Here is a 25167-nt window from a genome sequence, read left to right as displayed (position 1 = left end):
ATGAGAGATACACCCACCTCACCGACACCCGATATCGATCGCGAAACGTTTCGCGAACACGCGAGCGATGGCACCGAACGGCCGGTCGTCGTCCGAACCGTCGTGACGCTCGACGTCGACACGACGCCACTCGCAGCCTACGGTGCCCTCACCGGTCGAACGGCATCGAACGACCGCGAGCGCTCGCCCTACGCGTTCTTACTCGAGAGTGCGGAGAAGACCGCCTCGAGCGATCCCGACGGCGCGTTTCGGCCGAGTTCGGCACAGGCTGATCGCCACGCACGCTACTCCTACGTCGGCTACGATCCGGACGCCGTCATCACGGTCGAATCGGACGGAACCGCTGTCGAAGCGTTGTCTCCGGACGCCCCGATGGACCTCATCGAAACGACCGACGACGGTGACACCGTCGATGCCCTTCGCGCCGCACTGCCGGACGCTCGGTTCGCGAACGCACCCGAGCACGACCGACAGCACCTCACCGGCGGGCTCGTCGGCTTTCTCGCCTACGACGCAGTCTACGATCTCTGGCTCGAGGACGTCGGCCTCGAGCGCCCCGACTCGCGGTTCCCGGACGCCCAGTTCGTGTTGACGACGAAGACGCTCGCGTTCGACGAACGAAACGGGACCGTCTCGTTGGTCTGTACGCCGATTCTCGAGGCCGACGACGATCCGGACGCCGTCTACGACGACGTGCTCGCCGAAGCCAAGGGAGTTGCAGAGACGATACGCGACGCCGATACGTTGGAGACGAGTGGCTTCACCCGGACGGACGAGGTGGCTGGTCCGAAAGACGCCTACGAGGAGAGCGTCGACCGAGCCAAAGAACACGTCCTCGACGGCGATATCTATCAGGGCGTCGTCTCCCGAACGCGAGAGCTCTACGGCGACGTCGATCCGCTCGGGTTTTACGAGGCGATGCGAGACGTAAACCCCTCGCCGTACATGTACGTACTCGAGCACGACGACCTGACCGTCGTCGGCGCGAGTCCGGAGACGTTGGTCTCCGTCCGCGGGCGCGAAATTATGTCGAATCCCATCGCCGGGACCTGCGACCGGGGAACCGGCCCCGTCGAGGATCGCCGACTCGCAGGCGAGATGCTGGCCGACGAGAAAGAACGCGCCGAGCACACCATGCTGGTCGACCTGGCTCGCAACGACGTTCGACGGGTCGCCGAGGCCGGCTCGGTTCGCGTCGACGAGTTCATGAACGTCCTCAAGTACAGCCACGTCCAGCACATCGAATCGACCGTCACGGGCGAGTTGGCTGGGAATGCTGACGCCTTCGACGCGACCCGCGCGTCGTTCCCTGCGGGGACGCTCTCCGGCGCGCCGAAGATCCGTGCGATGGAGATTATCGACGACCTCGAGGCCGAACCTCGAGGCCTCTACGGCGGCGGCGTCGGCTACTACTCCTGGTGTGGCGACGCCGACTTTGCGATCGTGATCCGAACGGCGACCGTCGAAGACGAAGGGAATCGCGACCGGATTACCGTCCGTGCGGGTGCAGGATTGGTTGCCGACAGTGATCCCGAGGCCGAGTACGTGGAGACTGAGAAGAAGATGGGCGGCGTGCTCGCCGCACTCGAGAACATCGAGGAACGATCGAGCGATAGTGTTGGTACTGACGGCGATGGTGCTGATGATACTGATGGGAATGACGGGAATGATGATGGTGGTGCCTCCGGAAGGCGCGACGGCCACGAGACCGCGGAGGTGAGCAGATGAGCGAGCACGCCAACACTCGAGGCGAGTCGGCGAAGCCGGCTGACGAGAACGCTACTGACGAAGCGGTGACCGTGCTATTCGTCGACAACTACGACTCCTTTACCTACAACCTCGTCGAGTACGTGAGCCAGCAAGCGGACACCGAGACAGCGGTAGTGAAAAACACGGCCTCGCTCGAGGACATTCGAAACATCGATCCGGACGCGATCATCATCAGTCCGGGTCCCGGTCACCCGAAGAACGACCGCGACGTCGGGGTCACGATGAGCGTCCTTCGGGAACTCAGTCCCGAGATTCCGACACTCGGCGTCTGTCTCGGACTCGAGGCTGCCGTCTACGAGTTTGGCGGTACCGTCGGGCGAGCACCCGCACCGATTCACGGGAAGGCCTCTGCCGTCGAACACGACGGCGAGGGCGTCTTTACCGGCCTGCCACTGGGCTTTCGTGCCGGACGCTATCACTCGCTGGTCGCGACGGCGGTACCCGAGTGCTTCGAAATTTCAGCGACCGCCGACCACGGTAGCGAGACGCTCGTAATGGGCGTTCGACACCGCGAGTACCCGATCGAAGCCGTCCAGTTCCATCCGGAGAGCGTGCTCACGGCTGCGGGTCACGACGTCATCGAAAATTTCCTCGAGTCGCTTCGGTAGTCCGAGTGCAGATCCGCGGACCGTCGAGTGCTCGATGCCGTGGTAGTGGGCGAGTCGACCGGTGTTGGGGGGTGGAATCGAAAGCGCGTGCTTATCCGAGGTAGCCGACCGTGTAGAGGCCCGCGAGGATCACCGCGGCGACGATTCCGATTCGAATTGCCAGTTTGATCGCGATACGAATAGCGACGATCGCAACGGCCAACGCGACCAGTCCGGCGAGCACGAGCAGGACGGTCGACGACGTTAGTGGTTCGACCATATACACGTTGCTCGGCTACACCGACGTAATCTTTCTGGAAATAGTGACAAAAATCCGGCTGTGACTGTCGACGGGAGGGTGACACTGTCCCGCACGCGACAGTTGGAAAACCCACAGTAGCGAACGGGACAGAGCCGAATTGATCAGCCACCAGTGTGGAGTGTCGGCCTCAGCACTACTTTCAGTCCGGTCTGAAAATCGTTAAGACCGTTGACGCCGTAGCTACGCATAGCCCTGATCACGCCCGTTTCAGCGGTCGTGGTCGGACACAACTCGAATAGCGTACAGAGAAATCTATCCAACTGAAATTGCCCTACTACAAGAAACGTAGGACAACAACACCCGGTTTTAAGATGGACCGATGACTACCGAACCTTCGTCACGAACAATGAAATTCAGGACCCGGACCCACGACAGAATCGCCACCCTGCGGCGGGATTACCGCGAGGTGACCCGCGCATGAGTGAATCGGAACTTTCAGCTGCAGAACTCACGCTCCCGATCAAGCGAACTGAAGGTGACACGCTCGAGGAGCGAATGACCGACAACGCCTACCAGAACATCCTTCCCGCACGCTACCTGCGAAAGGATGCGGACGGTGAACTCGTCGAGACGCAGGAGGATCTCTTCGATCGTGTCGGGAAGAACATCGCACTCGCTGAGGTCGTCTACGAGGCCGAAAAACGAGACAGCGAAATTATCGTCACGCCGGATCAGCTCAAACCGGACCACCCGCGTCGCGACGAACTCGCCGAGGAGGTCTTTGGAGCGGGCATTTCGGCGGACGAGTACGCCGAAACCGCACTGACCGAGCGCAACGTCAACAAGTTCGCCTACGAGACGGTCGTTCCGGAGCTCCCATCGGATATCCGCGAGCACGTCGAGGACGTCGCCGAGACGTTCACCGAAGGCATGGAAACGCTGTCGTTCATGCCGAACTCGCCGACGCTGATGAACGCTGGTGACGAACTCCAGCAACTCTCGGCGTGTTTCGTCATGAGCCCCGACGACGATCTCTCGGACATCCACGAGACCGCGAAGAAGGCCGCGGAGGTCTTCCAGTCCGGCGGCGGCGTCGGATACGGGTTCTGGCAACTGCGACCGTACGGTGATTCGGTCGGATCGACGGGCGGTATCGCGTCGGGTCCGATCACGTTCATGCGCACGTACGACCAGCTCTGTGAGACCATCGCTCAGGGAGGCACCCGCCGCGGCGCCCAGATGGGCATCATGCGCGTCTCACACCCCGACGTCATCGAGTTCATCCACGCCAAGAACAAGGACGTCTCGCTGGCACACACGCTGCGACTCAACGACCCCGACGACTACACCTACACCACGTTCTCCGAAGCACTCGAGGAAGCTCGCGACCTCATCGACGAGGACGGTCGCGTTCCGAAACACCTGCGCAACGCCGTCGAAGGTCATCTCTCTAACTTCAACATCTCCGTCGGCGTCACGGACGCGTTCATGGAAGCCGTCCAGAACGGCGAGGAATTCACCTTCACGAACCCGCGAACGGAAGAGCCCCACATCGCGACCGAGGAGACGAAGGAGATGTACGGCCGCTACGACCTCGCCGAACACGTCGAGGTCGGCGAACCGCTGTCGATTCCCGCCGAACTCATCTTCGAGCGCATCGTCGAAGGCGCGCACGAAAACGGCGAACCCGGCGTCATCTACCTCGAGCGAGTGAACAAGCAACACTCCTTCGACGTCGAGGAAGAGCCGGATCACCGCATTCTCGCGACGAATCCGTGTGGCGAGCAGCCACTCGAGGAACACGAAGCCTGCAACCTCGGCCACATTAACCTCTCGACGCTCGCAGCGACGGACGCCCCCGACTGGCGCGTCTGGTCCGAAGAGCACGCAGACGAGTACGACTCACAGGCCGACGCGGTCGACGCCTTCCTCGAGGAGGCCATCGATGTTTCGGAGTTCAACGAGCGCATCAAGTACGGCACGCGATTCCTCGAGAACGTCGTCACGATGTCCGACTTCCCGGTCGAGGAGATCGAGGAGAAGGTACGTGACATGCGAAAGATCGGTCTCGGCGTCATGGGCCTCGCTCAGCTGTACATTCAGCTTGGCATCAAGTACGGCAGCGAGGAGGGCAACGAGGTCGCCCGCCAGCTGATGACGCACATCAACCACGGCGCGAAGGCGACGAGTCACCAACTCGCGATCGAACGCGGCTCCTTCGCCGACTGGAACGACTCCAAGTACGCCGACCCGACCGCGTATCGCGAGTGGTTCGAACACCAGACCGGCGAGCGTGCAGACGACTGGGACGGCGGTTTCCCGATTCGCAACCACAACGTGACCACCATCGCGCCGACGGGCACCACCTCGATGGTCGGCAACACCACGGGTGGCTGCGAACCGATTTACAACGTCGCCTACTACAAGAACGTCACCGACGACGTGCAAGGCGACGAGATGTTAGTCGAGTTCGACGATTACTTCCTGCGCACCCTCGAGGCGAACGACATCGACGTCGACGCCGTCAAGGAAGAAGCTCAAGAACAGATGGCGACGAACCAGTTCGACGGCGTCGAAGGGCTCTCCACGGTTCCCGACGCCATCGGTGAGCTGTTCGTCATCACGAGTGACCTCTCGGCGAAACAACACGCCGCCGTCCAGTGTGCCTCACAGAATGGCGTCGACTCCGCCATCTCGAAGACGGTCAACGCACCGAACGACTCCACGCTCGAGGACGCAAAAGAGGTCTTCGAGTGGGTCTACGAGAACGGCGGCAAGGGCGTCACCTACTACCGCGACGGCACCCGTTCCAAACAGGTGCTCACTACGCGCGCGGACAACGCCGACTTCGCCGACGAGACCGAAGCGGCCGAGGCGCTCGTCGACCAGATCGGCGAAATTTTCGGCGGTCTCGAGGCCTTCCTCGAGAGCGAGGACGTCCAGGATGTCCTCGAGGAGGACATCGACGAACTCCTCGGCGACAGCCAGGAGTCCGTGCAGGTCGATTTCACCGAGAAACGCGAGCGACCAGACGCGCTCCAGGGCGTCAGCCAGCGCATCGACACCGGTTACGGCAAGGTCTACGTGACGATCAACGAAGATCCCGAGACCGGCCAGCCGTTCGAACTGTTCGCAAACATCGGCCACTCGGGTGGGTTCACGAACTCCTTCACCGAGGCGCTCGCGAAGGTCATCTCGACCTCGCTGCGCTCGGGCGTCGACCCCGAGGAGATCGTCGACGAACTCTGTGGCACGCGAAGCCCGAAAGTCGCCTGGGACAAAGGCGAGCAGATTCAGTCGATCCCCGACGCCATCGGCACCGCGATGCGACGCTACCTCGAGAACGAGATCGACAAGCCGTACCCGACCCAGCAGACGCTCGAGGATGCGGCTGACGCAGGGGTCGAAGCCGAATTCGACGGCCCACAAACCGACGGCGGCGCTGCCGCCGCGACGGGTGGATCCGACGCGGACGACGCCACCCAGGACCTCATCGACGCCGGTGAATCGCCGGAGTGTCCCTCCTGTGGCGCGCTCACGCTGTACTTCTCCGAAGGCTGCAAGACCTGTGAGTCCTGTGGCTGGAGCGAGTGTTGAGGAGCGATAGCAGCGGTTAGTAGTAATCGCAGTTATTTTTGATTTCGACGGAGAACCTGACTCCTGCGTGTAACCACCAGAACTTAGCCGCGACAATCCAATCGCAGTAACATGGTCGCTGGCGAAGATGGAAACGAAACGAGAGCGGACGAGCCAGCGGTGGGGAGTAACTCGAGCGGTGGGCCGAGATGTCCTCGCTGTGAGAGCGAACTGTTCAAGCGCCACTGCAAGTACGTCTGTCCTCAACACGGCGTCGTGTTCGACTGTGCTGATACGTTCTGGTATTGAGAGAGTGATTTGGTCGTTCAGAACTGAGCTGAGTAGATTGACCGCTTGCGATCAACAGAGAATCGACCGCTAGAGAGGTGTACCTAGTTTGAGGTCGTCGCGAGTTCACGTCGCTGAGAGAAATAGTACGCAGCGACGAGAAATCCAGCAGCGGGTGTCACTACACCAAATTCCCACATCATTGGCCGTTCGACTCCCAATCGCTTTGCATCAATGTGAACGAGAATGGCTAGGAGTGCCTGAATCATCGCTGTCACGATGAACGCGACGATAACTACGCCATACATAGACGGGAGTATTACACAATTTATTTTAATCTACATAATTCTTGTTAAATGTGCGTTCACGGTCCTCTGCGGGTTGCTGATTGACGACGGGACGATGTAACACCGGCCGCGTGGAGGACGGCCTGAACCCACTATGCTACCGATCCGTCGGCTTTCCGGCAGGTCGAGTCCGAAGTCGTGTCTGGACGAGTCGATAGATCGGCCCGGCGAGAAGTACCGCCGCAGCGAGAACACAGGCGACGGTGAGCGTGAGACTGAGCTCTCCGAGACCGGCGGTCGTGATCGTCGCCGCCGACGCTCCCACGACGACCGCAGCGACCGTCCACGGGAGTTCACCGACAAGCGTCCCCAGAACGAACTGGTGGTATTTGACCCCGCTCACCGCTGCAGCACACGTCGAGATGTCGGACGGTATCGGGACGAGTCGCGACGCGACGACACCCCGAATTGGTCCCGCCGTTTCGTAATATCGGGAGACGACCGACCTCGAGCGCACCAGCACACGGTCGCGGAATTCGGAGAAGACCGTCGCAATCGGACCGCTCGGAACGGTCGTTCCTGCGTCGTCGCTCGAGTGGTCGGTCGACGGTCGGTCGGGTGTCGAACCGCCGGCTGACGGATCGCTTTCAGTGCCAGCCAGCCAGCGTGCACCGAAGAACACCGGCGTCACGGTGATCGCGACGCCGACCAGTGCGACTGGAACCCCGACCGAGATGCCGTACCCGTAGCCAACGACGATTGCGAGGGGTGTCGTCGGCAAGACGAACAGCGGTCGGACGAGGTAGAGTCCGATCACGAGGAGACCGAACACCACGGGATCGGTTGACACCGAATCGGCAGACTCGAGCATCGATGTCGGTGAAGCGAGTACACCTGCGGTAACGATCGCGATGATGCTGATCGCACCGACGAGCGCGCGAGCGGCTACCGACGACCCGGTCATCGATCGACGTTGTCAGCCGAGTATTGAATCCTTTGTGACTCGTCTTATCTTCGACGAATCGATCACCAACGCGGGACACGAGCGACGACACAACGTTTATTCGCGCGGACACGACATCACAGACCGATTGCCACCGATGGATCGAGACGAACGCGACCCCGTCGCTTCCGTCGACGCCGAGGACGACCGCGTGTCACTCGGATTGGCGCTGCTCCAGCGACTCGAGCACGAGTCACTCGAGTTGCCCACCGTGATCGACCGGATCGAGACGGTGACGACCGACCCTGCCGTCACGCGAACCATCCTCGACGAAGCGGAACTCCGGGGAATCATCGAGCGCGAAGACGGTATCATCCGCCCGAAGAGCCGCCAGTACGTCCGATACGAACAGGACGTCATTACGAAGGAGGGAGACTTCTCGTGCAAACGGTGTGGCTCCGGCGTGACGACGGGCTATTTCATCTCACTCGACGCGGGGGAGATCGGGCCGTTTGGCTCCTCGTGCATTCGAAAAGTGACGGGACGAGACGATTGATCCGCTCCTGAGGAGACGGTCGACTGGATAGCACTGCAGGGTCACTCGCATCGCGCTAAAAACCGCAATATCACCGTTATCGGCTCGCACGAAGTTCGGAAATGAGCTGTTCGATCGTCTGCTGTTGGCGTTCGAGAAGCGTGTTCTGTCGAGCGACCGCATCCTCGAGTGACTCGACGCGCTCGAGCAATTCGGCGGTCGTCGGGTCGTCGGTTCCAGTTCCGGTCCCGGTTTCGGTCCCGGTGTCAGTACCGGTAGCGGTCGTTTCACTCGAGGAATTGGTGTCGTCCGTGTCCGCAGAGCCGAGGAGCGACGTCGATTCCTCGAGCGAGGCTGCTCGCTGTTCAGTCGCCGCTGAGTCGGTGTTCGTCGTGTCGGAGTCGACAGCCCTGGCGCGCTCGTCGACGGGCGGCGAGTCACTCGATACGTCGGCCGTCGACTCCGCTTCGTCGGCGTCTGGTCGCTGGCGGTGGCGCGGTGGGTCTTGCTGTTGGCTCTCCGTTTCGGCCGCGTTCGCTGCTGGCGAATCTGGCTCGGTCGATGGCTGTTGGCCTTGTTGTGTAGACTCACGAACCTGCTGGGTCTGCTGTGCGTGTTCTCCCTGATCTGTCCCCGCACTCGCATCGGCGGCTTCGCTTGGAGACCGATCGTTCGACTGGTCTAGCTCGTGGGCCCGTGCAGCGGTGCTCTTGGCCGTCTCGTGTTCGTCCGGTTCGGGCGGGTTCGCACCGAGGGGTTCGACGCTCTCGCCGAAGTCGACCGACGAGGACTGTCGGTCCTGCTCGGCCTCGTCGTCGCCCAACCGCTCGTTGAGTTCCTCGAGCGAGCCGACATCGTGATAGGCAAAGAGCGCTCGCTGGAGGCGTTCGCGAAGGTCGTTCGCCTTCTCGTTGGGTGCTTTGATCCGCTGTGGGCGGCCGCCGACGGTGAGGACGATCTGCGTCGCAACGCTGCCGTCTTCGAACGACAGGTTCGTCACGTCACTAAAGTGGTACTCTTCGTAGTCGTCGTCCCACACTGCGCCGCCGATGTGCTTGACGAGTCGATTGCTCGTGATGATCAACGTGAGTTCGCTGAACCGATAGGTCTGTACGACCGTTTCACCGGCGTCGGTGATGCCGTTTCCGTTCAACACACCGGCCAGCACTGGGTGCAAGACCGCCCCAGTTTTTCCCGTCGGGATGGTGAACTCTTTCGTCCCCTCGAGGGGATACTCGAGGGAGAATTTCGTCTTTCGGCGACCTTCAGCGAGTGTGAGTCGGTCTGCGTCGTGGGAGTACTCGGTCGTCGATTCGTCGCTCAAGAGGCCTTCGGAGCTATAGACGAGGGTTTTCGAGGGAGTGACAAACAGTTCGTCTTCGCCGCCGAGGGAGACTCGAGCGGCGATTTCCTCGCCGTCGAGAGTAGATTGGACGATGCCGGGAACGCTCATGCGCGGGTAGTTAGAAAGGGCGTGTGATAAATCCGTGGGTCAACGTTGCACGCTCAGGCCGAATAAGAAGGTTAAAGAAACACACCGCACTACCGATTAGTGAGCCCGGGTGGCTTAGCTGGACATAGCGCCGCACTCATAGGGTTCAGAGATTCGGTGCGGTTTCGCCTTGGAAGCCTCCGTGTCCCACCAGAGGACTGCCGAGCCTCGAACCTGGGACATGCGGAGATCGAGGGTTCGGAGCCCTCCCCGGGCATTTTTCGACGACGAGTCACGAACGAAGGGAGTGACGAGTCCAAAAATGCCCGGGGAGGCGGAGAACCCGGTGGCCTTCGTGAGTGAGTGAAACGAACGAGCGAAGGCTCGAGAGCGCTTTGCTCTCTCGTAGGTTCGGAGCCCTCCCCGGCACTGGCTTTTTACACGATGTCACGAACGAAGGGAGTGACGAGTCTGAAAGTCAGTGCCCGAACGAGGCGCCGAACCCGTAGGTCCTCGAGAGTGAGCGTAGCGAACGATCGGGGGCACGGAAGAGCGAAGCTCTTCCGGCGGTTCGGAGCCCTCCCCAGACGCGCTCAAAAGGACTCGACGCCCGTTCGTGATTCAATTGGTACGGAGTATTTTCGAAAGGGGAGGCAGCGTTGGCTCTGTTGAAACCCGCTCTTTCACACGAGTAGCCTCGCTCGCACAACGGCTCACGGTTCGCGGGTGTCCCCGGCGGCGTTGATACTCGGCGGGGAACTCCCCCACACTCGTGAAGGTGGTCACGGTCCTCGAGCACCCAGTTAGAGACGCCGGGATGTCGACGATGCGCACTCGACGGACTCGAGGACGTGCTCCGGTCTGGGTCGAGTGAGTGACGCGGCCCCTCTGTTAGACAGGCGGGTTCCCTGCTCGTGAACGAGTTTCCAGTCGGCGAGAAACGTACAGTACACGTCGTCGTCTTCGATTTGCAGGAAGGTCTCGTCGTTGTCGGATAACCCCGGTCCGCTCAGATTCTGGGACCCCGTAAAGACGAGCTTTCTCCGTTCGGTCTTTCCCCTCCCGATGTCAAAATCCGCGTCGATCAGCATGTTCTTCGAGTGGACGTTGGGTGGGATTTCGGACCCCGTTCCGTCCGACAGGGAGATATCCGGATATTCGAGTACCGCTGCGCCTGCGCCTCGCAGGTTCGGGCCGACGGTACTCTCCGATTCGTTGAGGATTACCTCGACGCGACACTCCTGTTCGATGAGTTCAGCGAGACGGTTGACAACTGCGAGACGATTCGTGTTCCAGATCGAGTTCATGAACCGTATGGTCGTGTCCGGCCCCGGGACGACGTTTCTGAGTGCTTCGAGGTGGGTGTCGATGTCTGATCGCGGCGAAAAGTAGACGGTCGCCGAATCGGTTTCTTCAATTCGATTGTAGTCGAGGTCGGTGTTTCCAGCGGCCAGTTCGTTCCAGTAATGTCGGTAGATGTCGTACAGCGTGTCGTCCTCTCGAAACACCACCGACGTATTGTGACGGTACAACTGCTTTCTCGTGAAGTTCGATGTGGACTGCCAGACGACGTTCGACTCCCCCGTCGTCAGTCGCTCTACCAGGAGGAACTTGTTGTGGTTATTGTTGTGCCCGATCGCTCCGTCTTCGGTGATCGACACTCGGTCGCCCAGTTGCTTGCGTAACAACTGAGTCGCATCAGCGCCGACGGAGTTGTCGTCGAGTAGAAGATGGATGTCGACGCCGCGGTCTGCAGCAGCGATACATGCCCTTGCCAGCGGAGGACGCGTAAACGTGAACGTGGTGAGATGGACCGCAGTTCCCGGAACAGCCCGTATGAGCAAGTCGCGTACCGTCCGCTCGTGTACGTCGTCGGATGCACCGACTGTTGGATAACTAAAGATCGGCTCGATTGGAGCGGATCGGTCGTCCCTCGACGCCTCCAAGTGCTGGTTAGATCCGAGTGTGAGAGAACCCATCATTCCGACCGAACCGAGCACCGTGAGAACGGATCGTCTGGTCGCGTTCACGAGTTCGTATGCTTGGTATTATCACCCATTAGTAGGCGTTTGCAACTGCCCCCGACACGGATCGGTAGGCTTTCGATACAGGTCGAAACGAGGTGCAATCAGGCGAACGGCGACGGTGGCACGTTACCATATGCGCTTGTCAGTACGAGCCTGGGAAGAGAGTGAACGCAACATCGAGGTGATCGAGATTATCCCACTGAAAGAGCCCATTCGTTCGCTGGGTCCCCTCTAGTTGATTCGAACCCGACTGCCCATCGTGACCACCTCCGCGAAACATGATAGTCGAACGAACTTATTCTGTTTCTCGACTCGAGTCGTATCGAAAGAAGGTGGCAGAGACTCAGTCACCCTCGAGACGCGAATCGGTCCGTCCAAGCGACGTCGTCGGAGGGAGATCGATGACGTTCGGTGAATCGGAATACGCCCACTGAACGGCTAAAACGTCCACAGATTCCGGGAACTTTCATCGTCGAGGAGAGCACCTCGAGACCGAGTGCGTTATACACGCAGATTCCTGAAGACGTATGTGGCCCCCGCCGAATCGAACGTCCCCGTCCAGCCCGAACCGTTAGAGAGTCACAGCTACCGTATCACCGTCGACGATGGACGCGAGTCGTTTTACGCGCTCAGCATCGAAGACGCCTCCAGTGACGACGCGTGGCTCATGTCCGATACTGCCGTCGCCCTCGATAGCATGCAGTAACTCGCTGCAGGAGACTCGAGTCACCCCCCGGAGAGCCAGGCGTCAGTTCGTCCCACCCAGCCTGTGAACGTCGAATCGGACGAACACCGGATCAGGGACAGTCGAATCAGTCCCTTTTTACGCGATGGCGGGGAATTCAGGGCCATGAGCTTCGACGAAGACGACCGCGTCGTCCTGCACGACGAGCACAGCGAGTTCGACGGAGAGACCGGCACCATCACCCAGACGATGGAGTCGATGTTCGGTGACGTCACGTACACGATCAGCTTCGAAGACGGTCAGGAAACCGGCGTTCCAGAAGACGCCCTCGAGGAAGCTGACGAAGCGGACGTCGACGACGCCGAAGACGTCGACGACGAATAACCGACTACTGGCGTCTCGAGAGACGCAGAATCCACACAACTTACGAAGATCAGATGCCACAGATCCCGCTTCATTACGTCGATATTCGCACGTTCTGTTACGCCACTGAGGACGAGAAACGCGTCGAGGAGGCACTCCGAACGTTCCTCCCCGAAGAGTTCGAAATCCAGCGTGCAGAGAGCGAGGGCCACTACGGCGACCGCATTCTCGTCCTCTCGACTCGTCTCGAGCGAGCGGACGAGGTCCGACACGCCCTCTCGAGATTAGCCGACCTCGAGTCCTTCGAGACGCTGATCGACGAACTCGACGAGCGGGTCACCGATAACACGGAACTGTTCTTGCGACTCGACAAGCAGGCCGCGTTCGAAGGGGACGTCCGTCTGGGCGATGGCATCACCGTCCGCGCCAAGGTGGAAGCCTACCCCGCGAAGAAAGCACAGGCCGTCGAGAACGCTGAAGAAGTACTCGAGCGGCTTCGAGACGAATAGTCGCTGTCTCGAACCGGCCGATAGCGATTTCGGCGAGGTTTTTACGGTTATTACGGAGACGACCGTCTCGGATGCGGACTACCGGAGCCGACGGTAGATCCGCAAGAGTACCGAGGCCGCCGTCCCAACGCCCGGAACTCTCGAGGAGAGTGCGGCCGCACCGAGTAACAACAGTCCGGTTTTCCGTCGTCCCTTCGCGATCTCGACGGTGGCGTCGATCGCCGTCGTGATGACGCTCGCATTTTTCAGTCGATTCAGTCGGTCGGATTGCGTCTGAGTCGAAGCCATGACGGTTCGAGTCAACGGAGACGAACGGAAAACGCTCGATGCTTGCAGCCGTCGGGTTCCACCGGATGACGACGGCTCTGTGAGTGAACAGAGACGGCGATCGATCCCCAGTCAGTAGTGGGCGAGCGCGGCGCTTTTGATGCCGGCCTGTGAGCGTGTACGTATGGATATACATATCGTCGGTGACGATCCGGTTCGGTCAGCCGTCGTCGCTGCACTCGGTGACGTCGACGTCAGCGTCGTCGACGCCGAACCCGATGATCTCGAGGACGCGCGGTTTGGTATCGTCAGCGACGTCGCCGGCGCAGCGACGTTTGGCCACGCGAGCGATGCAGCCAAAGCGGGCGGGACGCCGTGGATCGCCGTCGAAATCGGCGGCATCGGCGGACACCCACTCGAGGGCCTCGATGCGGCCGTGTCCGGCTTTACGTCCGCAACCGGCTGTTTCGACTGTCTCCGCCACCGCGTCGCCGCGAACCTCGAGGAGGACGCCGTCAGCGAACGAGCGAGCGGCGATCGGAGCGCCGCACGGCTGGCGGGTGCGCACGCGGGACGGGAGTGCGTTCGCGTGCTCTCAGGCGAGGAGCAATCGGTGATCGGCCACGTCGTCGAACTCCCCTACAGTCGGCGTCGATTCCTGCCAGTTCCGGGGTGTGGATGCCAGCGGGCAGAACGGAATCGGACGCTCGAGCGCGACGACGACTCGTTGGCACTCGACGTGGCCGTCGAACACGCGGAAGCGGCTATCGACGGCCGGGTCGGGATCATCAAGAGCATCGGCGAAGTGTCGTCGTTTCCCGCGCCGTACTACCTCGCCACGGCGGCAGAGACGTCTCACTTCAGCGACGCGAGCGCGCCATCGCAGGCGGCCGGGGTCGCCGACGACTGGAACGAGGCCCTGATGAAAGCCGTCGGCGAGGGCCTCGAGCGGTACTGTGCCGGCGTCTATCGAGAGGAAGATTTCGTCCACGCGAGCGAAGACGACCTCAAGGATGTCGTCTCGCCGACCGACCTCGTTCGCCCGGACGACGCGCCGGCGTTCGACGCGAGTGCGGACTCGCGGTGGGTTCCCGGCGAGAACCTCGAGACGGGAGCGAACGCGCACGTACACGCGAGCGCCGTTCACTTCCCACAGCCCGGAGAGCGACTCTTTCCGCCGATCACCACGGGACTGGGACTCGGCTCGTCGACCGTCGACGCCCTGCTGTCGGGGCTCACGGAGGTCATCGAACGCGACGCGACCATGCTCGGGTGGTACTCGACGTTCGAACCGTTAGGACTGGCCGTCGACGACGAGACGTACGACGTCCTCGAGCGTCGCGCACGAAGTGAGGGGTTGTCCGTCACGCCGTTGCTCGTCACGCAGGATATCGACGTCCCCGTCGTCGCCGTCGCCGTCCACCGCGATCCGGACGCCCTCGAGACACCGGTCGATCCCCAGGGCGACCTGTGGCCCGCGTTCGCGGTCGGTTCTGCCGCAGGACTCGACGCAACCGCTGCTGCACGCTCGGCGCTCGAGGAGGCGCTGCAAAACTGGATGGAACTGCGCGGACTCGGTCCCGAAGACGCCGACGACGCCTCCGGATCGATCGGAGCGTACGCGGCGCTTCCCGAGGTAGTCCAGTCGTTCGTCGACGTCGATCGGACGATTCCCGCCGACAGCGTCGGTCCTGACTCGCCGCCGTCGGGCCGTGACGCCCTCGAGGAACTCGTCTCGCGAACGACCGATGTCGGACTCACGCCGTATGCGACGCGAGTGACGACGCGAGACGTCTCTCAGAGTGGCTTCGAGGCCGTTCGCGTCGTCGTGCCGGGTGCACAGCCGCTGTTTACCGGTGACCCGTTCTTCGGTGAACGCGCGGAGACCGTTCCGGCGGATCTGGGCTTCGAGTCGCGACTCGAGCGAGCGTATCATCCGTATCCGTAATTTGGGACGTCACCGCCAGAATACAAGCGCACGAACTCCCTCACGGGCCCGATTTTTCGGATACGTCGTTCGGGATTGGTTAGTCGTCAGCGTCGTCTTCGTCGGTGTTCTCGGCGTCGTCTGAATCCCCGCTTGCAGGGTCGTCGGCGTCGTCGTCGCCTGCATCGTCGTCTTCGGCCGAATCGTCCACCCCACTCGAGTCGTCTTCGACAGTGTGGTTTTCGGCATCGTCGCCTTCGTCGACTTCGACCGTCATCTCGTCGTCGGTGATTTCGATGACGACGAGTTGGGAGTCTTCCGTGATCGACGCCTCGAGGACCTCGCCTTCCTCGTCGTCGTGGATTTCGGCGATGCGTAGGCTCTGTTCGTTTCGATTGAGATTCGGCGGGCCGACGGTTTCGTTCGGACCGACGGTGATGCTCTGTTCGTAGCTCTCACGGCCGGTCTCTCGCTCTCGAGCCTCCAGCACGATGCTTCGGCTCTCCTCGGCCTCGCTGTGAATTTCGATCGGGACGATTCCCTGTAACCCGAAGTGCTCGCGGACGCCGTCGACACAACCTGCGAGCCCGACGGTGGCGGCGACGCCGGCGGACTGGAGTAACGTACGGCGGTTCACACGCTATTGTCGGGAACCGACGACCGTAGGCGTTACTGTTTGGGAGCCAGCCGCCGATAGCGTGGCTTTCGCAACCGTGTGTATTTATGTCGTGTCGAACTGACACACACTTGTATGGAGAAAGTTGCGATTGACGAGGTCGACACTCAACCGAATCCGATGGATGTCCACTCGATTCGACGACCGATTTCACAGGCCCTCGAGTTCAGCGACTTCGCGATGAACTACTTCGAACTCGAGCCAAACGAATCGTTCTCCGGTGGGTACCACACCCACTACGATCAAGAGGAGGTGTTCTACGTCGAGGACGGTGAGGCGACGTTCGAGACGGAAGACGGCGACGTCCCTGTCGGGGCCGGCGAAGTGATCCGTTTTGGACCGGGCGAGTTCCAGCACGGCTACAACGACGGTGACGAGACGGTCGTCGGATTCGCCTTCGGTGCACCGGGTGCGAAACACGACTGGGACGAAATCGAATCCATGGTGTACTGCAGAGCGTGTGACGAAACCGTCCCTCACGGCGTGAATTTAACGGACGCGGGAGCGTTCGAGATGCATTGTACGGGCTGTGACAACGCGTTCACGGCCAACTGAATCACCGACGTGTCTCTTCTCGAGTCGGTTTGATATGGCCCGTGCGTTCGACCTGGAGACGGGGACGCTCACGCGCAGGCTATTGACATGTTAACAAGTACATTCTCGGGAGTATAGTTCGTGGTAAATACTACCGTGGTATTGGGCCACAGCGATCGCGACTCAACGCCCGCTGCCACTCCGTCTCAACAGCCGTCACCGGCCTCGAGGTGACCGTCAGGATGGGGACGACAGGGACGGTTCAGCGGGCGATGACACACGATCGATGCGGGAAAGCACACACTATGGCACGAAATACGACGATGGGTGCGATCGGTGCATTATCACTGATCGCGCTCGCAACGGCGAGTTTCGGGTGGTATCGAGCGTTCTCGATCGTCGGTGCGTTGATCATCCTCGCGGTGATCGCCTCCGCGACGATCGAACGAAGCGACAGCGATCCGGCGTTTGCACCCTACACGGGGTTGATCGCGGGCCTCGCGGTCTTCTTCTTCCTCGGACTCGGTGGGATCTGGCTGACGTGGGATCCCTCCGTCACGGAGTACAATTACGTCCTCGGCGTGCCGGTACCAACGCTGATCTACTTCGGGTTCATCTGGTTGTTACCGCTGACCGCCGCAATCTACTACTCGCTGATCTTCGATCGAATCGCGAGCGACGAGATCGTCGACGACATCCTCGAGTCCGCTCGAGCGAGACAGCGCGAGGAGTCGTTTCCGCTGGCACCCAAGCAGCCACGACAGGCGAGCGACGCGGACGGCGAGAGTGAAGTGGTCGATGGCACCGGCGTGGCTGATGGAGGTGAGAGCAAATGAAGTCACCACTCGCGCTCACACCATTGCCGTTGCAGGAGGAGGGCATCCCCATCGCTGACGACCCCGTCATCATCGCGTTCGGGGCAGCGTACCTGCTCATCGTTCTCGCGATTGGCGTCTGGGGGTGGATGCAGACGGACTCGACGAAAGACTTCCTGATCACGGGCAAGAGCATCGGCACGTGGGTGCTCGCGTTGACCGCGTTTTCGGTGATTCAGTCCGGGTTCGGCTTCGTCGGCGGCCCCGAACTGGTCTACGAGTTCGGGACGACGGCGCTGTGGATCTTCTTCACCGCGCCGCTTGGCTTCCTGGTCACGTGGATCGTACTCGGGAAACGAATGCGATTGCTCGCGGACATTCGAAACGTGTTGACGCTCCCAGACGCGATGTACGTTCGCTACGAGAGCGAGTGGGTTCGCGGGCTGAGCGGCGTCGCCGTTGCCCTCGGCGTGGTCGCCTACCTCGCCGTCAATCTGGCCGCACTCCAGTTCGTGATGCGAGCGATTTTCGGCATTCCAGTTATCTGGGGGCTCCTCGGCGGAGCCGTCATCCTGTTACTCTACAGCATGCTCGGCGGGATGATCGCCGGCGTCTGGACCGACTTCCTGCAGGCGATCACGATGATCGTCGGTGCCGGATTCGTCTTCGCGTACGCACTCTCCTTCGGCGGTGGCATGGAGAACATCTCGCAGAACCTCGCGAGTACGGATCCCGCGCTCGTCTCGCCGTTCGGCGCGATGGGCGGCGCGGAGACCGCTGTTCTCGTCGCCATCGCGTGGTGGGTCCTGTTCTCTGTCGGCGCGGCCGGACAACCCCACCTTATCACGAAGTTCTACATGAGTCGAGACATGACGATCCTCAAGTGGGGAGCCCCGATCGCCGCGATTTCCTACGCGATCTCGAGTCTGATCGCCTTTTCGGCGGGCCTCTCGATGCGAGCTATGGTCGAAGCCGGCGAGGTCGATACGTTCTTTAGCGCCAGTGAAGTCGGCCCCGTCTTCGTCCTCGAGTACACGCCGAGCGTCGTCGCCGGACTGATCCTCGCCGCATTGCTCGCGGCGATCATGTCGACGAGCGACTCGTTCCTCAACATCGGCGCGGCGGCTATCTCCCGTGACATTCCACGGTCACTCGGTCGACCGATCACCGACAGCAAGACCGAACTCAGAGTTACACAGGTGGCGTTGGCTGGGCTGACGGTCCTCTCGACGGTCGTCGTCTACTTCTCCGACGCGCTGGTTGGCATTCTCGGCGCGATTAGCTGGGGCTTCTTCGCGGCCGCGTTCGTCCCGATCGTCGTGTTGGGGCTCAACTGGAAGGGGGCTTCGAAGTGGGGTGCGATCGCCGCGCTCGTCGTCGGTATGCTGTTTAACGTCGTCTACAACGTGATTCCGGAGGCGGCAGACATCATCGGCGGTGGGTTCATCGTGTGGCTCAACGAGAACGTAGTCATGGCGACCTACCCGTTCCCGCCGGAGGTCCCGGCCGAAGCAATCTCGTTGCTCGTCGCGATGCCCGTCTTCATCTTCGTCTCGATCCTCGCACAGCAGTTCACGGAGCCCGAACGACAGCTTCCGGACGACCTTCACGCACTCTTCGAACGATGACGATGCTGATGACCACAACCGACGAACCGATCGCCAGATTCACGAGATGGCTTCGCCAGCGCCCGAACTCCATCGAGTTCTGGGAACTCGTGGTAACCGACGAACGACTCGTCTGTTGTTACGTCGGTCAGTCGTATCGCTCGATGCTCCTGCGTGCGGACATGGGCGAACGTGACCGCGCCACCGTCGCGGAAACTCCGCTCGAGGACCTCGAATCACTCGCCGAGCAGAACTTCTCGGTGTCACTCGAGGCCCTCGAGTCGATCCGTCACGTCGAAGGGACCCGATTTCGCCGCGCCCGTCTCGACCTCGAGTGGACGGAATCCGACGACGATCCGACCGGCTACGATGGGAATCTGACGCTCGTCAGCACCAGCGACGCAGAGCCACAGCGAGACATCGTCGCCGGCCTCACGGACGATCCGCGACTCGAGGACGTTACGATCGATCTCGACGACCACCGGTGGTCGCTTCGCTGACGCGCCTCGGCCAGACGGTTTTTCACGCTGAGCGATGACCGGGCACGTATGGCCACGGATACATCCACCTCGGACGAGATCGAGACGACACTCTTCATCACGGTCTCCGGGCCGCCGGGGTGTGGCGCGACGACGCTCTGTAAGCGTCTCGCGGACGCGATGGGCTGTCCGTACGTCTCCGGCGGCGATATCTTCCGCGAACTCGCAGACGATCGGGAGCTGAACCTCAACCAGTTGACGGCCCAAGCCGACACCTCCGCGGACATCGACCGTGCGATCGATCAGCGCCTCCAACAGATCGCCGAAAAGTGGGGCATGGCGAACAAACCCTTCATCCTCGAGTCCCGCCTCGCAGGCTGGCTCGCCGGCGAACGCGCCGATCTCCGCATCTGGCTCGACGCACCAGAGGACATTCGACTCGAGCGAATCGCCGACCGCGTCGAAACCGAAGCCGAGATGCGGGTACGCGAGGTCAGCGAAGCCGGTCGGTATCAGTCGTACTACGAGATCGATATCGACGACCGCGAACTCTACGACCTCAATATCAACACGGCGCGCTGGAGCAAACGCGGCGTCTTCGAACTCGTCCGGACGGCAATCGAAGCGTACGACCCGGATGCCGACGAAGGGGCATTTTCGACGCCGGATGTCGATCCCTGACGGCTCGGTTGGCGGCGGCAGTCTTTTCTTGGCGTTTGTCGACAGATAGCACGTCATGACGTACACCGTCACCGTCGATGGCGAGTCGTATGAGGCGGCTCGCGAGTCGTTCTCGTGGGACGTGCCGGAGGGGTTCAACGCAGCCGCGGACCTGGTCGGGAAACACGCCGACGGCAAGCAGGTGGCCCTCTATCAGGTCGCGTCGGACGGCGGCCACCAAACGTACAGCTTCGCCGACCTCGACGGGCGATCGAACGCCGTCGCGAGCGCCCTCGAGTCCCGCGGCGTCGAACGCGGCGACCGCGTAGCCGTCGTCGTCCCGCAAAAGCCCGCGAACGTACTCACGCACCTCGCATGCTGGAAGTTGGGAGCAATTTCGCTCCCGCTGTCGGTGCTATTCGGCGACGACGCGCTCCGCTACCGATTGACCGACAGCGAGGCCCGAGTAGCCGTCGTCGACGAGAGCCAGCGAGGGACGATGCTCGAGGTTGCGCCGGACTGTTCCGACCTCGAACACGTCCTCGTCGTCGGCGACGAGGGGCGCAACGAACGTGACGACGCAGGGAGCGCCTCGGTCGAACCGTTCGTCGACGCCGTCGACTGGGACGACACGGCGGTCGAACTCGCCGACACCGACGTCGACACCCCCGCGATCGTGATGTACACGAGCGGGAGCACCGGCAAGCCAAAGGGCGTCCTCCACACCCACGGCGTCTGGCTCGGCCACTGTCCGGCGTTTCAGCTGTACTTCGAGCGGAACGTTCACAGCGAAGACACCGTCTACTGGACGCCTGCCGACTGGGCCTGGATCGGCGCGCTCGGCGATCTCGTCTTCCCCGCCTGGCACTACGGCCGGCCTGTGGTAGGCCACCCGATGGGGTCGTTCGATCCCGAACGCGCGTTCGACATCCTGGGCGGGTTCGACGTCACGAACGCCTTCCTCCCGCCGACCGCGATCCGGATGCTAATGGGCGTCGACGAACCGACCGAGCGCTACGACCTCTCGCTCGAGGCGATCTGCTCCGGTGGCGAACCGTTGACCCCGGAAATTCTGGAGTGGGCTGAGTCGGAACTCGAGGGCGTGGTCGTCAACGAACTCTACGGCCAGACGGAGGCGAATCTACTCGTCACGAACTGCCGAGAGTGGTTCGCCGCGAAACCGGGCAGCATGGGCAAGCCGGTGCCGGGTCACGACGTCGCCGTGCTCGACTCCGATACCGGTGAGCGAGTCGAACCGGGCGAGATCGGAGAAATCGCCGTCCGACGCGGCGACGACCCCGTGGTCTTCCGGGAGTACTGGAACGCACCCGAGAGAACCGAGCGAGTGACCCTCGAGGACGGGCCGGACGGAAATGTCTGGCACCTCACGGGCGACCTCGCCGAGCGCGACGCGGACGGTTACCTCTGGTTCGCCTCGAGAGACGACGACCTCATCATCACGAGCGGCTACCGTGTTGCGCCGCGGGAGGTCGAGGAGTCCATCCTCGAGCACGAGGGCGTCGGGCAGGTCGGCGTCGTCGGCGTGCCGGACGAGACGCGCGGCGAGATCATCAAGGCGGTCGTTCAACCCGTCGACGGCGTGTCGGGAACCGACGACCTGCGGACCGACATTCAGAAGTTGGTTCGAGAGACGTTGGCCGAGTACGAGTATCCGCGCGAACTCGAGTTCCGGGACGAACTGCCGACAACGACGACCGGAAAGATTCGGCGGACCGAACTGGGCTACTCCGACTCGAGGTAGGAGCCGAACCGATCAGTCGCTGTCGGGCGAGTAGTTCGGCGCTTCGTCGGTGATGACGACGTCGTGGGCGTGGCCCTCGGCCTGTCCGGCCGAGGAGACGCGGACGAACTCGCTGCGTTGTTTGAACTCGGGAATCGTCGCCGCACCGACGTATCCCATTCCAGACTGCATTCCGCCTGCAAGTTGGTGGAGTTCGGACTTGAGCGTGCCCTTGTACGGCGTTGCGGCCTCGACACCCTCCGGCACGTACTCGTCGTCTTCGTCCGGTTCGTCCTTGAGGTATCGGTCGCTGTCGCCGGATTTCATCGCACCGACGCTGCCCATGCCGCGGTACTGTTTGTACTTCTTGCCGTTCATCGTCACGACGCGTCCGGGGGCCTCGTCGGTCCCCGCGAAGTACGAGCCGAGCATGACGGCGTTCGCACCGGCGGCAATCGCTTTAATCGCGTCGCCGGAGTAGCGGATACCGCCGTCGGCGATCACCGGAATGTCGTGTTCGCTCGCTACGTCTGCGACCTGCGCGACCGCCGTGATCTGGGGCATCCCCGAACCGGAGACGACTCGCGTCGTACAGATCGACCCCGGTCCGATGCCGACTTTAATTCCGTCCGCGAAGTCGACGAGGTCCGCCGCCGCTTCGCGCGTCCCGACGTTTCCGACGACGACGTCCGCGTCGACGGACTCCTTGATCTCTCGAGCGCCGTCGATGACGTTCAGGTTGTGCGCGTGGGCGGTGTCGATGAACAACACGTCCGCACCCGCCTCGTCCGCGGCGGTCGCCCGGTCGTGCTCGAAGGGACTGACGGCGACGCCACAGCGGAGTCGGCCGTCGTCGTCGCGGACCGCTTCCTGATACTCCCGGCGCTGGAGGATACCCTGCATCGTCACGAGGCCGACGAGAAGGTTCTCGTCGTCGACGACCGGGACGCGCTCGATCTTGTGTTCGTACATCAGGTCGAACGCGTCGCGTGGATCGATGTCGTCAGACGCCGTAATGACCTCGTCGGTCATCGCTGCCGTGACCTCGTCGTCTTCGTTAACCTCGAGGTGGGGCCGGATGTCCGTACTCGAGATGATTCCCAACACTTCGCCGTTCGTGTTCACGACCGGTGCGCCGCCGACGCCCTCTCGTGCCATCCGTTCGTCGACTTCACGGACCGTCATCTCCGGGTCCGCGGTGACGACCGAATCGAGGGGGATGATGAGTTCGTCCGCGCTCTTGACGCGCTCGATCTCTTCGACCATCTGATCGACGTTCATGTTCCGGTGGAGGACGCCGAGTCCGCCGTGTCGAGCCATCGCGATGGCCATGCCACTTTCCGTAACGGTGTCCATGGCCGCCGAGAGAATCGGCACCGACACCTCGACGTTCCTCGAGACGTGTGCGGTGAGGTCCGCGTCGTCTGGTTCGACACGACTCTCTTTGGGCCGCAAGAGGACATCGTCGAACGTTAGCGCCTCCGGTACCCGTAATTTTTCAGAATAAGGCTCCTGCTCAGGGATGTCGTTCGCCATGTAAACCGTCGGAAGCCGTGACGCAAAAACGTTGCGAGATGGCTGCCCTGAACGATTCGGTCGCCCTCGAGTCTGCACTCGCCTCGCGCTGTGAGGGTGGGGCGAGGGAGAGCGTGGGGTGAGGGAGAGTATGACTAAGTTCCGATTTGTCTAAAATACCGCCGGTTTAGTACACAAAGCAAATCCCAGATGTGTGCATTCTGCTCCGGGTTTGCACCCCAGTGGTGAGATAGTGACGGGTTGTGAAACGGGTTCTCACACAACGTTTATTGAGAATCCGGTTGTCCAATCCAGTATGTACACTGTGAGTTTCAGTGAAAACCGAACCGCTGGCCTGACGAGCGTCGACTGTGACGCCGCCACATTCCAGTTCGGTAAATGGACACCAAAACTCACAGCACGAGGCCCTAATCCAGTGCGCTGGTTCCTTCCACACCAGTCCGTACGGGACCGTCTCCCCTATTACCCACCGGCCTCGGGTCATGGCCACCAACCCTGACCAATGAGTACCTCACGGCATCCGGTCGCCCTTCGTCTCGAGGGATTCGTCGGTGGTGACACCCGCTTATTAGCACTCGTCATGATGCTCCCGCTCATCGACGGGGTCTTTCCGGCGTTGATTCTCGCGGGCGCACTCGACGATCCCCTAGGTGCCGTCCAAGTCGGTCTGTTGATCTTCGGCGGGAGCGCAACGGTCGCCGTCATTCTCGCCGAGATGACCGGCGGACCCCGCGAGCAAGCGATGATCGTCATGCTGGTGGGCATCCCACTCATCGTGCTCGCGGCGATACAGGCGGCTCTCGCGCCGGCGATCGGGAGCGTCATCGACATCGTCATTTTCGAACGATTCGCCGCACTCGTCATCGTCGCCATCGCGGCCAAGACGGCGAGCGCGACGATCGGTGACTACCTCCCGAATCCGATGGTCATCATCGGCCTCGGACTCGTCGCCAGTATCGATCCGAACGGAGCCGCGTTCACCGTCATGGACGACCCCGCACTCGTCGCGAACGCCACCCTCGCTGCGATCGTCGGCGTCGCGTTCGCACTCGCCATCGCCCTCAGCGGCCCGTACCTGCGCGAGTGTATGGACATCGATCGCTTCCGCTTCGGTAGCGCCGTCGCACTCGGCTTGCTCCCCCTCTCGATGCTCGGCATGGCCTTCGGACAGGCCCCACTGGCCGCCCTCATCGTCGCGGGCGTATTCGCCATCGACCTCCCACTCGACTCGAGCGACGACGCGAACGATGCCGACGACGGTGATTCACCGACCTCGAGTCTGGGTGCGCTCACCGACGGCGGCGACTCGGATGCGGAGTTCGATCTCGAGACGGAAGCGAACGAGGACGACGGTGACTCGGACCCCGGCCCCTACCCCGGAGACGACTCGACCGACACCGACGGTCGCGCCCCGTGGCTCTAATCGAATCGAAACCACTTTAGGCAGGATAGCCCAACTGAGACTCGAGGGGTCGTGGCCAAGCCAGGGATGGCGACTGACTCCAGAGGCTACGGCGCCCGGGACGACACTCCAGAACTGATATACTGATCGGACACCTGATCAGTGTCCGTGTGATGACCCTCTGGAGTTCCGAGGCGCACCGGAGATATCAGTCGATCGGGGGTTCAAATCCCTCCGACCCCATTTCCTCACCGTGAAC

At 61.8% G+C, this 25167-nt stretch carries 23 protein-coding genes and 2 tRNA genes; 18 read left to right on the top strand and 7 right to left on the bottom strand.

What is annotated here, in order from left to right:
• Together trpE and trpG are read left to right on the top strand one after the other, a co-directional pair.
• Positions 1-1728, top strand: coding sequence for an anthranilate synthase component I (gene trpE / locus BB347_RS06230; RefSeq protein WP_083687753.1), 1728 nt, complete (start codon positions 1-3; stop codon positions 1726-1728).
• On the top strand, positions 1725-2378 hold the full coding sequence (gene trpG, locus BB347_RS06225; protein ID WP_076582047.1) for an anthranilate synthase component II: 654 nt from the start codon (positions 1725-1727) through the stop codon (positions 2376-2378). Before trpE ends, trpG begins: the two co-directional genes overlap by 4 nt.
• A gap of 91 nt (positions 2379-2469) precedes the next feature.
• Here trpG and BB347_RS19255 read toward each other — a convergent pair whose 3' ends face one another.
• A complete protein-coding gene (locus tag BB347_RS19255; protein WP_168170935.1) occupies positions 2470-2637 on the bottom strand; it encodes a hypothetical protein in 168 nt (55 codons plus the stop codon).
• 459 nt (positions 2638-3096) lie between these two features.
• On the opposite strand from BB347_RS19255, the gene BB347_RS06220 reads away from it, so the two are divergent.
• Together BB347_RS06220 and BB347_RS19880 are read left to right on the top strand one after the other, a co-directional pair.
• Positions 3097-6216 carry an adenosylcobalamin-dependent ribonucleoside-diphosphate reductase gene (locus BB347_RS06220; RefSeq protein ID WP_076582045.1) on the top strand — a complete coding sequence of 1040 codons (3120 nt, stop codon included), beginning with the start codon at positions 3097-3099 and terminating at the stop codon, positions 6214-6216.
• 111 nt (positions 6217-6327) lie between these two features.
• Positions 6328-6504 (top strand): HVO_2523 family zinc finger protein, encoded by a 177-nt coding sequence (locus tag BB347_RS19880; RefSeq protein ID WP_157524985.1) that lies wholly within the window; start codon positions 6328-6330, stop codon positions 6502-6504.
• Between the two features lie 423 nt (positions 6505-6927).
• Here the strand turns inward: BB347_RS19880 and BB347_RS06210 are convergent, their stop codons facing one another.
• Entirely contained in the window at positions 6928-7734 is an 807-nt protein-coding gene (locus tag BB347_RS06210; protein ID WP_076582042.1) for a TVP38/TMEM64 family protein, read from the bottom strand.
• A gap of 136 nt (positions 7735-7870) precedes the next feature.
• Here BB347_RS06210 and BB347_RS06205 point away from each other — a divergent pair, with 136 nt between their 5' ends.
• A complete protein-coding gene (locus tag BB347_RS06205) occupies positions 7871-8269 on the top strand; it encodes a DUF5830 family protein (protein WP_076582496.1) in 399 nt (132 codons plus the stop codon).
• 76 nt (positions 8270-8345) lie between these two features.
• Here the strand turns inward: BB347_RS06205 and BB347_RS06200 are convergent, their stop codons facing one another.
• On the bottom strand, positions 8346-9701 hold the full coding sequence (locus tag BB347_RS06200; protein ID WP_076582040.1) for a DUF7115 domain-containing protein: 1356 nt from the start codon (positions 9699-9701) through the stop codon (positions 8346-8348).
• A gap of 103 nt (positions 9702-9804) precedes the next feature.
• Here BB347_RS06200 and BB347_RS06195 point away from each other — a divergent pair.
• Positions 9805-9957, top strand: a tRNA-Met gene (locus BB347_RS06195).
• 526 nt (positions 9958-10483) lie between these two features.
• On the opposite strand, the gene BB347_RS06190 is transcribed toward BB347_RS06195, so the two are convergent.
• Positions 10484-11524: a phospholipase D-like domain-containing protein gene (locus tag BB347_RS06190; protein WP_168170934.1), complete on the bottom strand. Its 1041-nt coding sequence runs from the start codon at positions 11522-11524 to the stop codon at positions 10484-10486.
• Positions 11525-12236: 712 nt separating this feature from the next.
• Here BB347_RS06190 and BB347_RS19250 point away from each other — a divergent pair.
• From BB347_RS19250 to BB347_RS06180, 3 genes are all read left to right on the top strand, one after another.
• The gene (locus BB347_RS19250; RefSeq protein WP_168170933.1) at positions 12237-12413 is read left to right on the top strand and encodes a hypothetical protein; all 177 of its coding nucleotides are present in this window, start codon (positions 12237-12239) and stop codon (positions 12411-12413) included.
• A 144-nt stretch (positions 12414-12557) separates the two neighbouring features.
• The gene (locus tag BB347_RS06185; RefSeq protein WP_076582495.1) at positions 12558-12776 is read left to right on the top strand and encodes a DUF1918 domain-containing protein; all 219 of its coding nucleotides are present in this window, start codon (positions 12558-12560) and stop codon (positions 12774-12776) included.
• A 53-nt stretch (positions 12777-12829) separates the two neighbouring features.
• Positions 12830-13264 (top strand): RNA-binding protein, encoded by a 435-nt coding sequence (locus tag BB347_RS06180; RefSeq protein WP_076582037.1) that lies wholly within the window; start codon positions 12830-12832, stop codon positions 13262-13264.
• A 78-nt stretch (positions 13265-13342) separates the two neighbouring features.
• Here the strand turns inward: BB347_RS06180 and BB347_RS06175 are convergent, their stop codons facing one another.
• On the bottom strand, positions 13343-13552 hold the full coding sequence (locus BB347_RS06175) for a hypothetical protein (protein ID WP_076582035.1): 210 nt from the start codon (positions 13550-13552) through the stop codon (positions 13343-13345).
• A 163-nt stretch (positions 13553-13715) separates the two neighbouring features.
• Between BB347_RS06175 and BB347_RS06170 the strand changes: the two genes are divergently transcribed.
• Positions 13716-15479: a YcaO-like family protein gene (locus BB347_RS06170; RefSeq protein WP_076582033.1), complete on the top strand. Its 1764-nt coding sequence runs from the start codon at positions 13716-13718 to the stop codon at positions 15477-15479.
• Between the two features lie 79 nt (positions 15480-15558).
• Here BB347_RS06170 and BB347_RS06165 read toward each other — a convergent pair whose 3' ends face one another.
• Complete coding sequence (locus BB347_RS06165; RefSeq protein WP_076582032.1) at positions 15559-16095, bottom strand: twin-arginine translocation signal domain-containing protein; 537 nt, start codon at positions 16093-16095, stop codon at positions 15559-15561.
• Between the two features lie 114 nt (positions 16096-16209).
• Between BB347_RS06165 and BB347_RS06160 the strand changes: the two genes are divergently transcribed.
• The 6 genes from BB347_RS06160 to BB347_RS06135 all read left to right on the top strand — a co-directional run bounded on the left by BB347_RS06160 (position 16210) and on the right by BB347_RS06135 (position 21991).
• Positions 16210-16689, top strand: a complete 480-nt coding sequence (locus BB347_RS06160) for a cupin domain-containing protein (RefSeq protein ID WP_076582030.1) — start codon at positions 16210-16212, stop codon at positions 16687-16689.
• Positions 16690-16973: 284 nt separating this feature from the next.
• Entirely contained in the window at positions 16974-17504 is a 531-nt protein-coding gene (locus BB347_RS06155; protein WP_076582028.1) for a hypothetical protein, read from the top strand.
• Complete coding sequence (locus BB347_RS06150) at positions 17501-19111, top strand: sodium/proline symporter (RefSeq protein WP_076582027.1); 1611 nt, start codon at positions 17501-17503, stop codon at positions 19109-19111. Before BB347_RS06155 ends, BB347_RS06150 begins: the two co-directional genes overlap by 4 nt.
• A gap of 8 nt (positions 19112-19119) precedes the next feature.
• On the top strand, positions 19120-19590 hold the full coding sequence (locus BB347_RS06145) for a hypothetical protein (protein ID WP_170872010.1): 471 nt from the start codon (positions 19120-19122) through the stop codon (positions 19588-19590).
• Between the two features lie 48 nt (positions 19591-19638).
• Positions 19639-20250: a (d)CMP kinase gene (gene cmk / locus BB347_RS06140; protein WP_076582025.1), complete on the top strand. Its 612-nt coding sequence runs from the start codon at positions 19639-19641 to the stop codon at positions 20248-20250.
• A gap of 55 nt (positions 20251-20305) precedes the next feature.
• Complete coding sequence (locus BB347_RS06135) at positions 20306-21991, top strand: acyl-CoA synthetase (RefSeq protein WP_076582023.1); 1686 nt, start codon at positions 20306-20308, stop codon at positions 21989-21991.
• 12 nt (positions 21992-22003) lie between these two features.
• Here the strand turns inward: BB347_RS06135 and guaB are convergent, their stop codons facing one another.
• Positions 22004-23506: an IMP dehydrogenase gene (gene guaB / locus BB347_RS06130; protein ID WP_076582021.1), complete on the bottom strand. Its 1503-nt coding sequence runs from the start codon at positions 23504-23506 to the stop codon at positions 22004-22006.
• Positions 23507-24008: 502 nt separating this feature from the next.
• On the opposite strand from guaB, the gene BB347_RS06125 reads away from it, so the two are divergent.
• Positions 24009-24929, top strand: coding sequence for a DUF5794 domain-containing protein (locus tag BB347_RS06125; protein ID WP_076582020.1), 921 nt, complete (start codon positions 24009-24011; stop codon positions 24927-24929).
• Between the two features lie 45 nt (positions 24930-24974).
• Positions 24975-25151 (top strand) — tRNA-Trp (locus BB347_RS06120).
• The last annotated feature ends 16 nt before the right edge of the window (positions 25152-25167 follow it).

It is taken from the genome of Natronorubrum daqingense, from assembly GCF_001971705.1.
In the GTDB taxonomy this organism is placed as follows: Archaea; Halobacteriota; Halobacteria; order Halobacteriales; family Natrialbaceae; genus Natronorubrum; species Natronorubrum daqingense.
Note: the sequence above shows the minus strand (reverse complement) of the source record. Positions and strands in the feature narration are given on the sequence as shown.

What these genes read in the sequence shown, in the direction of transcription:
- trpE (WP_083687753.1), top strand. Translation starts at nt 1, where the DNA reads ATGAGAGATACACCCACCTCACCGACACCCGATATCGATCGCGAAACG.
- BB347_RS06175 (WP_076582035.1), bottom strand. Translation starts at nt 13,552, where the DNA reads ATGGCTTCGACTCAGACGCAATCCGACCGACTGAATCGACTGAAAAAT.
- guaB (WP_076582021.1), bottom strand. Translation starts at nt 23,506, where the DNA reads ATGGCGAACGACATCCCTGAGCAGGAGCCTTATTCTGAAAAATTACGG.
- BB347_RS06185 (WP_076582495.1), top strand. Translation starts at nt 12,558, where the DNA reads ATGAGCTTCGACGAAGACGACCGCGTCGTCCTGCACGACGAGCACAGC.
- BB347_RS06180 (WP_076582037.1), top strand. Translation starts at nt 12,830, where the DNA reads ATGCCACAGATCCCGCTTCATTACGTCGATATTCGCACGTTCTGTTAC.
- cmk (WP_076582025.1), top strand. Translation starts at nt 19,639, where the DNA reads ATGGCCACGGATACATCCACCTCGGACGAGATCGAGACGACACTCTTC.
- BB347_RS19880 (WP_157524985.1), top strand. Translation starts at nt 6,328, where the DNA reads ATGGTCGCTGGCGAAGATGGAAACGAAACGAGAGCGGACGAGCCAGCG.
- BB347_RS06170 (WP_076582033.1), top strand. Translation starts at nt 13,716, where the DNA reads ATGGATATACATATCGTCGGTGACGATCCGGTTCGGTCAGCCGTCGTC.
- BB347_RS06200 (WP_076582040.1), bottom strand. Translation starts at nt 9,701, where the DNA reads ATGAGCGTTCCCGGCATCGTCCAATCTACTCTCGACGGCGAGGAAATC.
- BB347_RS19255 (WP_168170935.1), bottom strand. Translation starts at nt 2,637, where the DNA reads ATGGTCGAACCACTAACGTCGTCGACCGTCCTGCTCGTGCTCGCCGGA.
- trpG (WP_076582047.1), top strand. Translation starts at nt 1,725, where the DNA reads ATGAGCGAGCACGCCAACACTCGAGGCGAGTCGGCGAAGCCGGCTGAC.
- BB347_RS06220 (WP_076582045.1), top strand. Translation starts at nt 3,097, where the DNA reads ATGAGTGAATCGGAACTTTCAGCTGCAGAACTCACGCTCCCGATCAAG.
- BB347_RS06150 (WP_076582027.1), top strand. Translation starts at nt 17,501, where the DNA reads ATGAAGTCACCACTCGCGCTCACACCATTGCCGTTGCAGGAGGAGGGC.
- BB347_RS06125 (WP_076582020.1), top strand. Translation starts at nt 24,009, where the DNA reads ATGAGTACCTCACGGCATCCGGTCGCCCTTCGTCTCGAGGGATTCGTC.
- BB347_RS06205 (WP_076582496.1), top strand. Translation starts at nt 7,871, where the DNA reads ATGGATCGAGACGAACGCGACCCCGTCGCTTCCGTCGACGCCGAGGAC.
- BB347_RS06160 (WP_076582030.1), top strand. Translation starts at nt 16,210, where the DNA reads ATGGAGAAAGTTGCGATTGACGAGGTCGACACTCAACCGAATCCGATG.
- BB347_RS06155 (WP_076582028.1), top strand. Translation starts at nt 16,974, where the DNA reads ATGGCACGAAATACGACGATGGGTGCGATCGGTGCATTATCACTGATC.
- BB347_RS06145 (WP_170872010.1), top strand. Translation starts at nt 19,120, where the DNA reads ATGACCACAACCGACGAACCGATCGCCAGATTCACGAGATGGCTTCGC.
- BB347_RS06135 (WP_076582023.1), top strand. Translation starts at nt 20,306, where the DNA reads ATGACGTACACCGTCACCGTCGATGGCGAGTCGTATGAGGCGGCTCGC.
- BB347_RS06210 (WP_076582042.1), bottom strand. Translation starts at nt 7,734, where the DNA reads ATGACCGGGTCGTCGGTAGCCGCTCGCGCGCTCGTCGGTGCGATCAGC.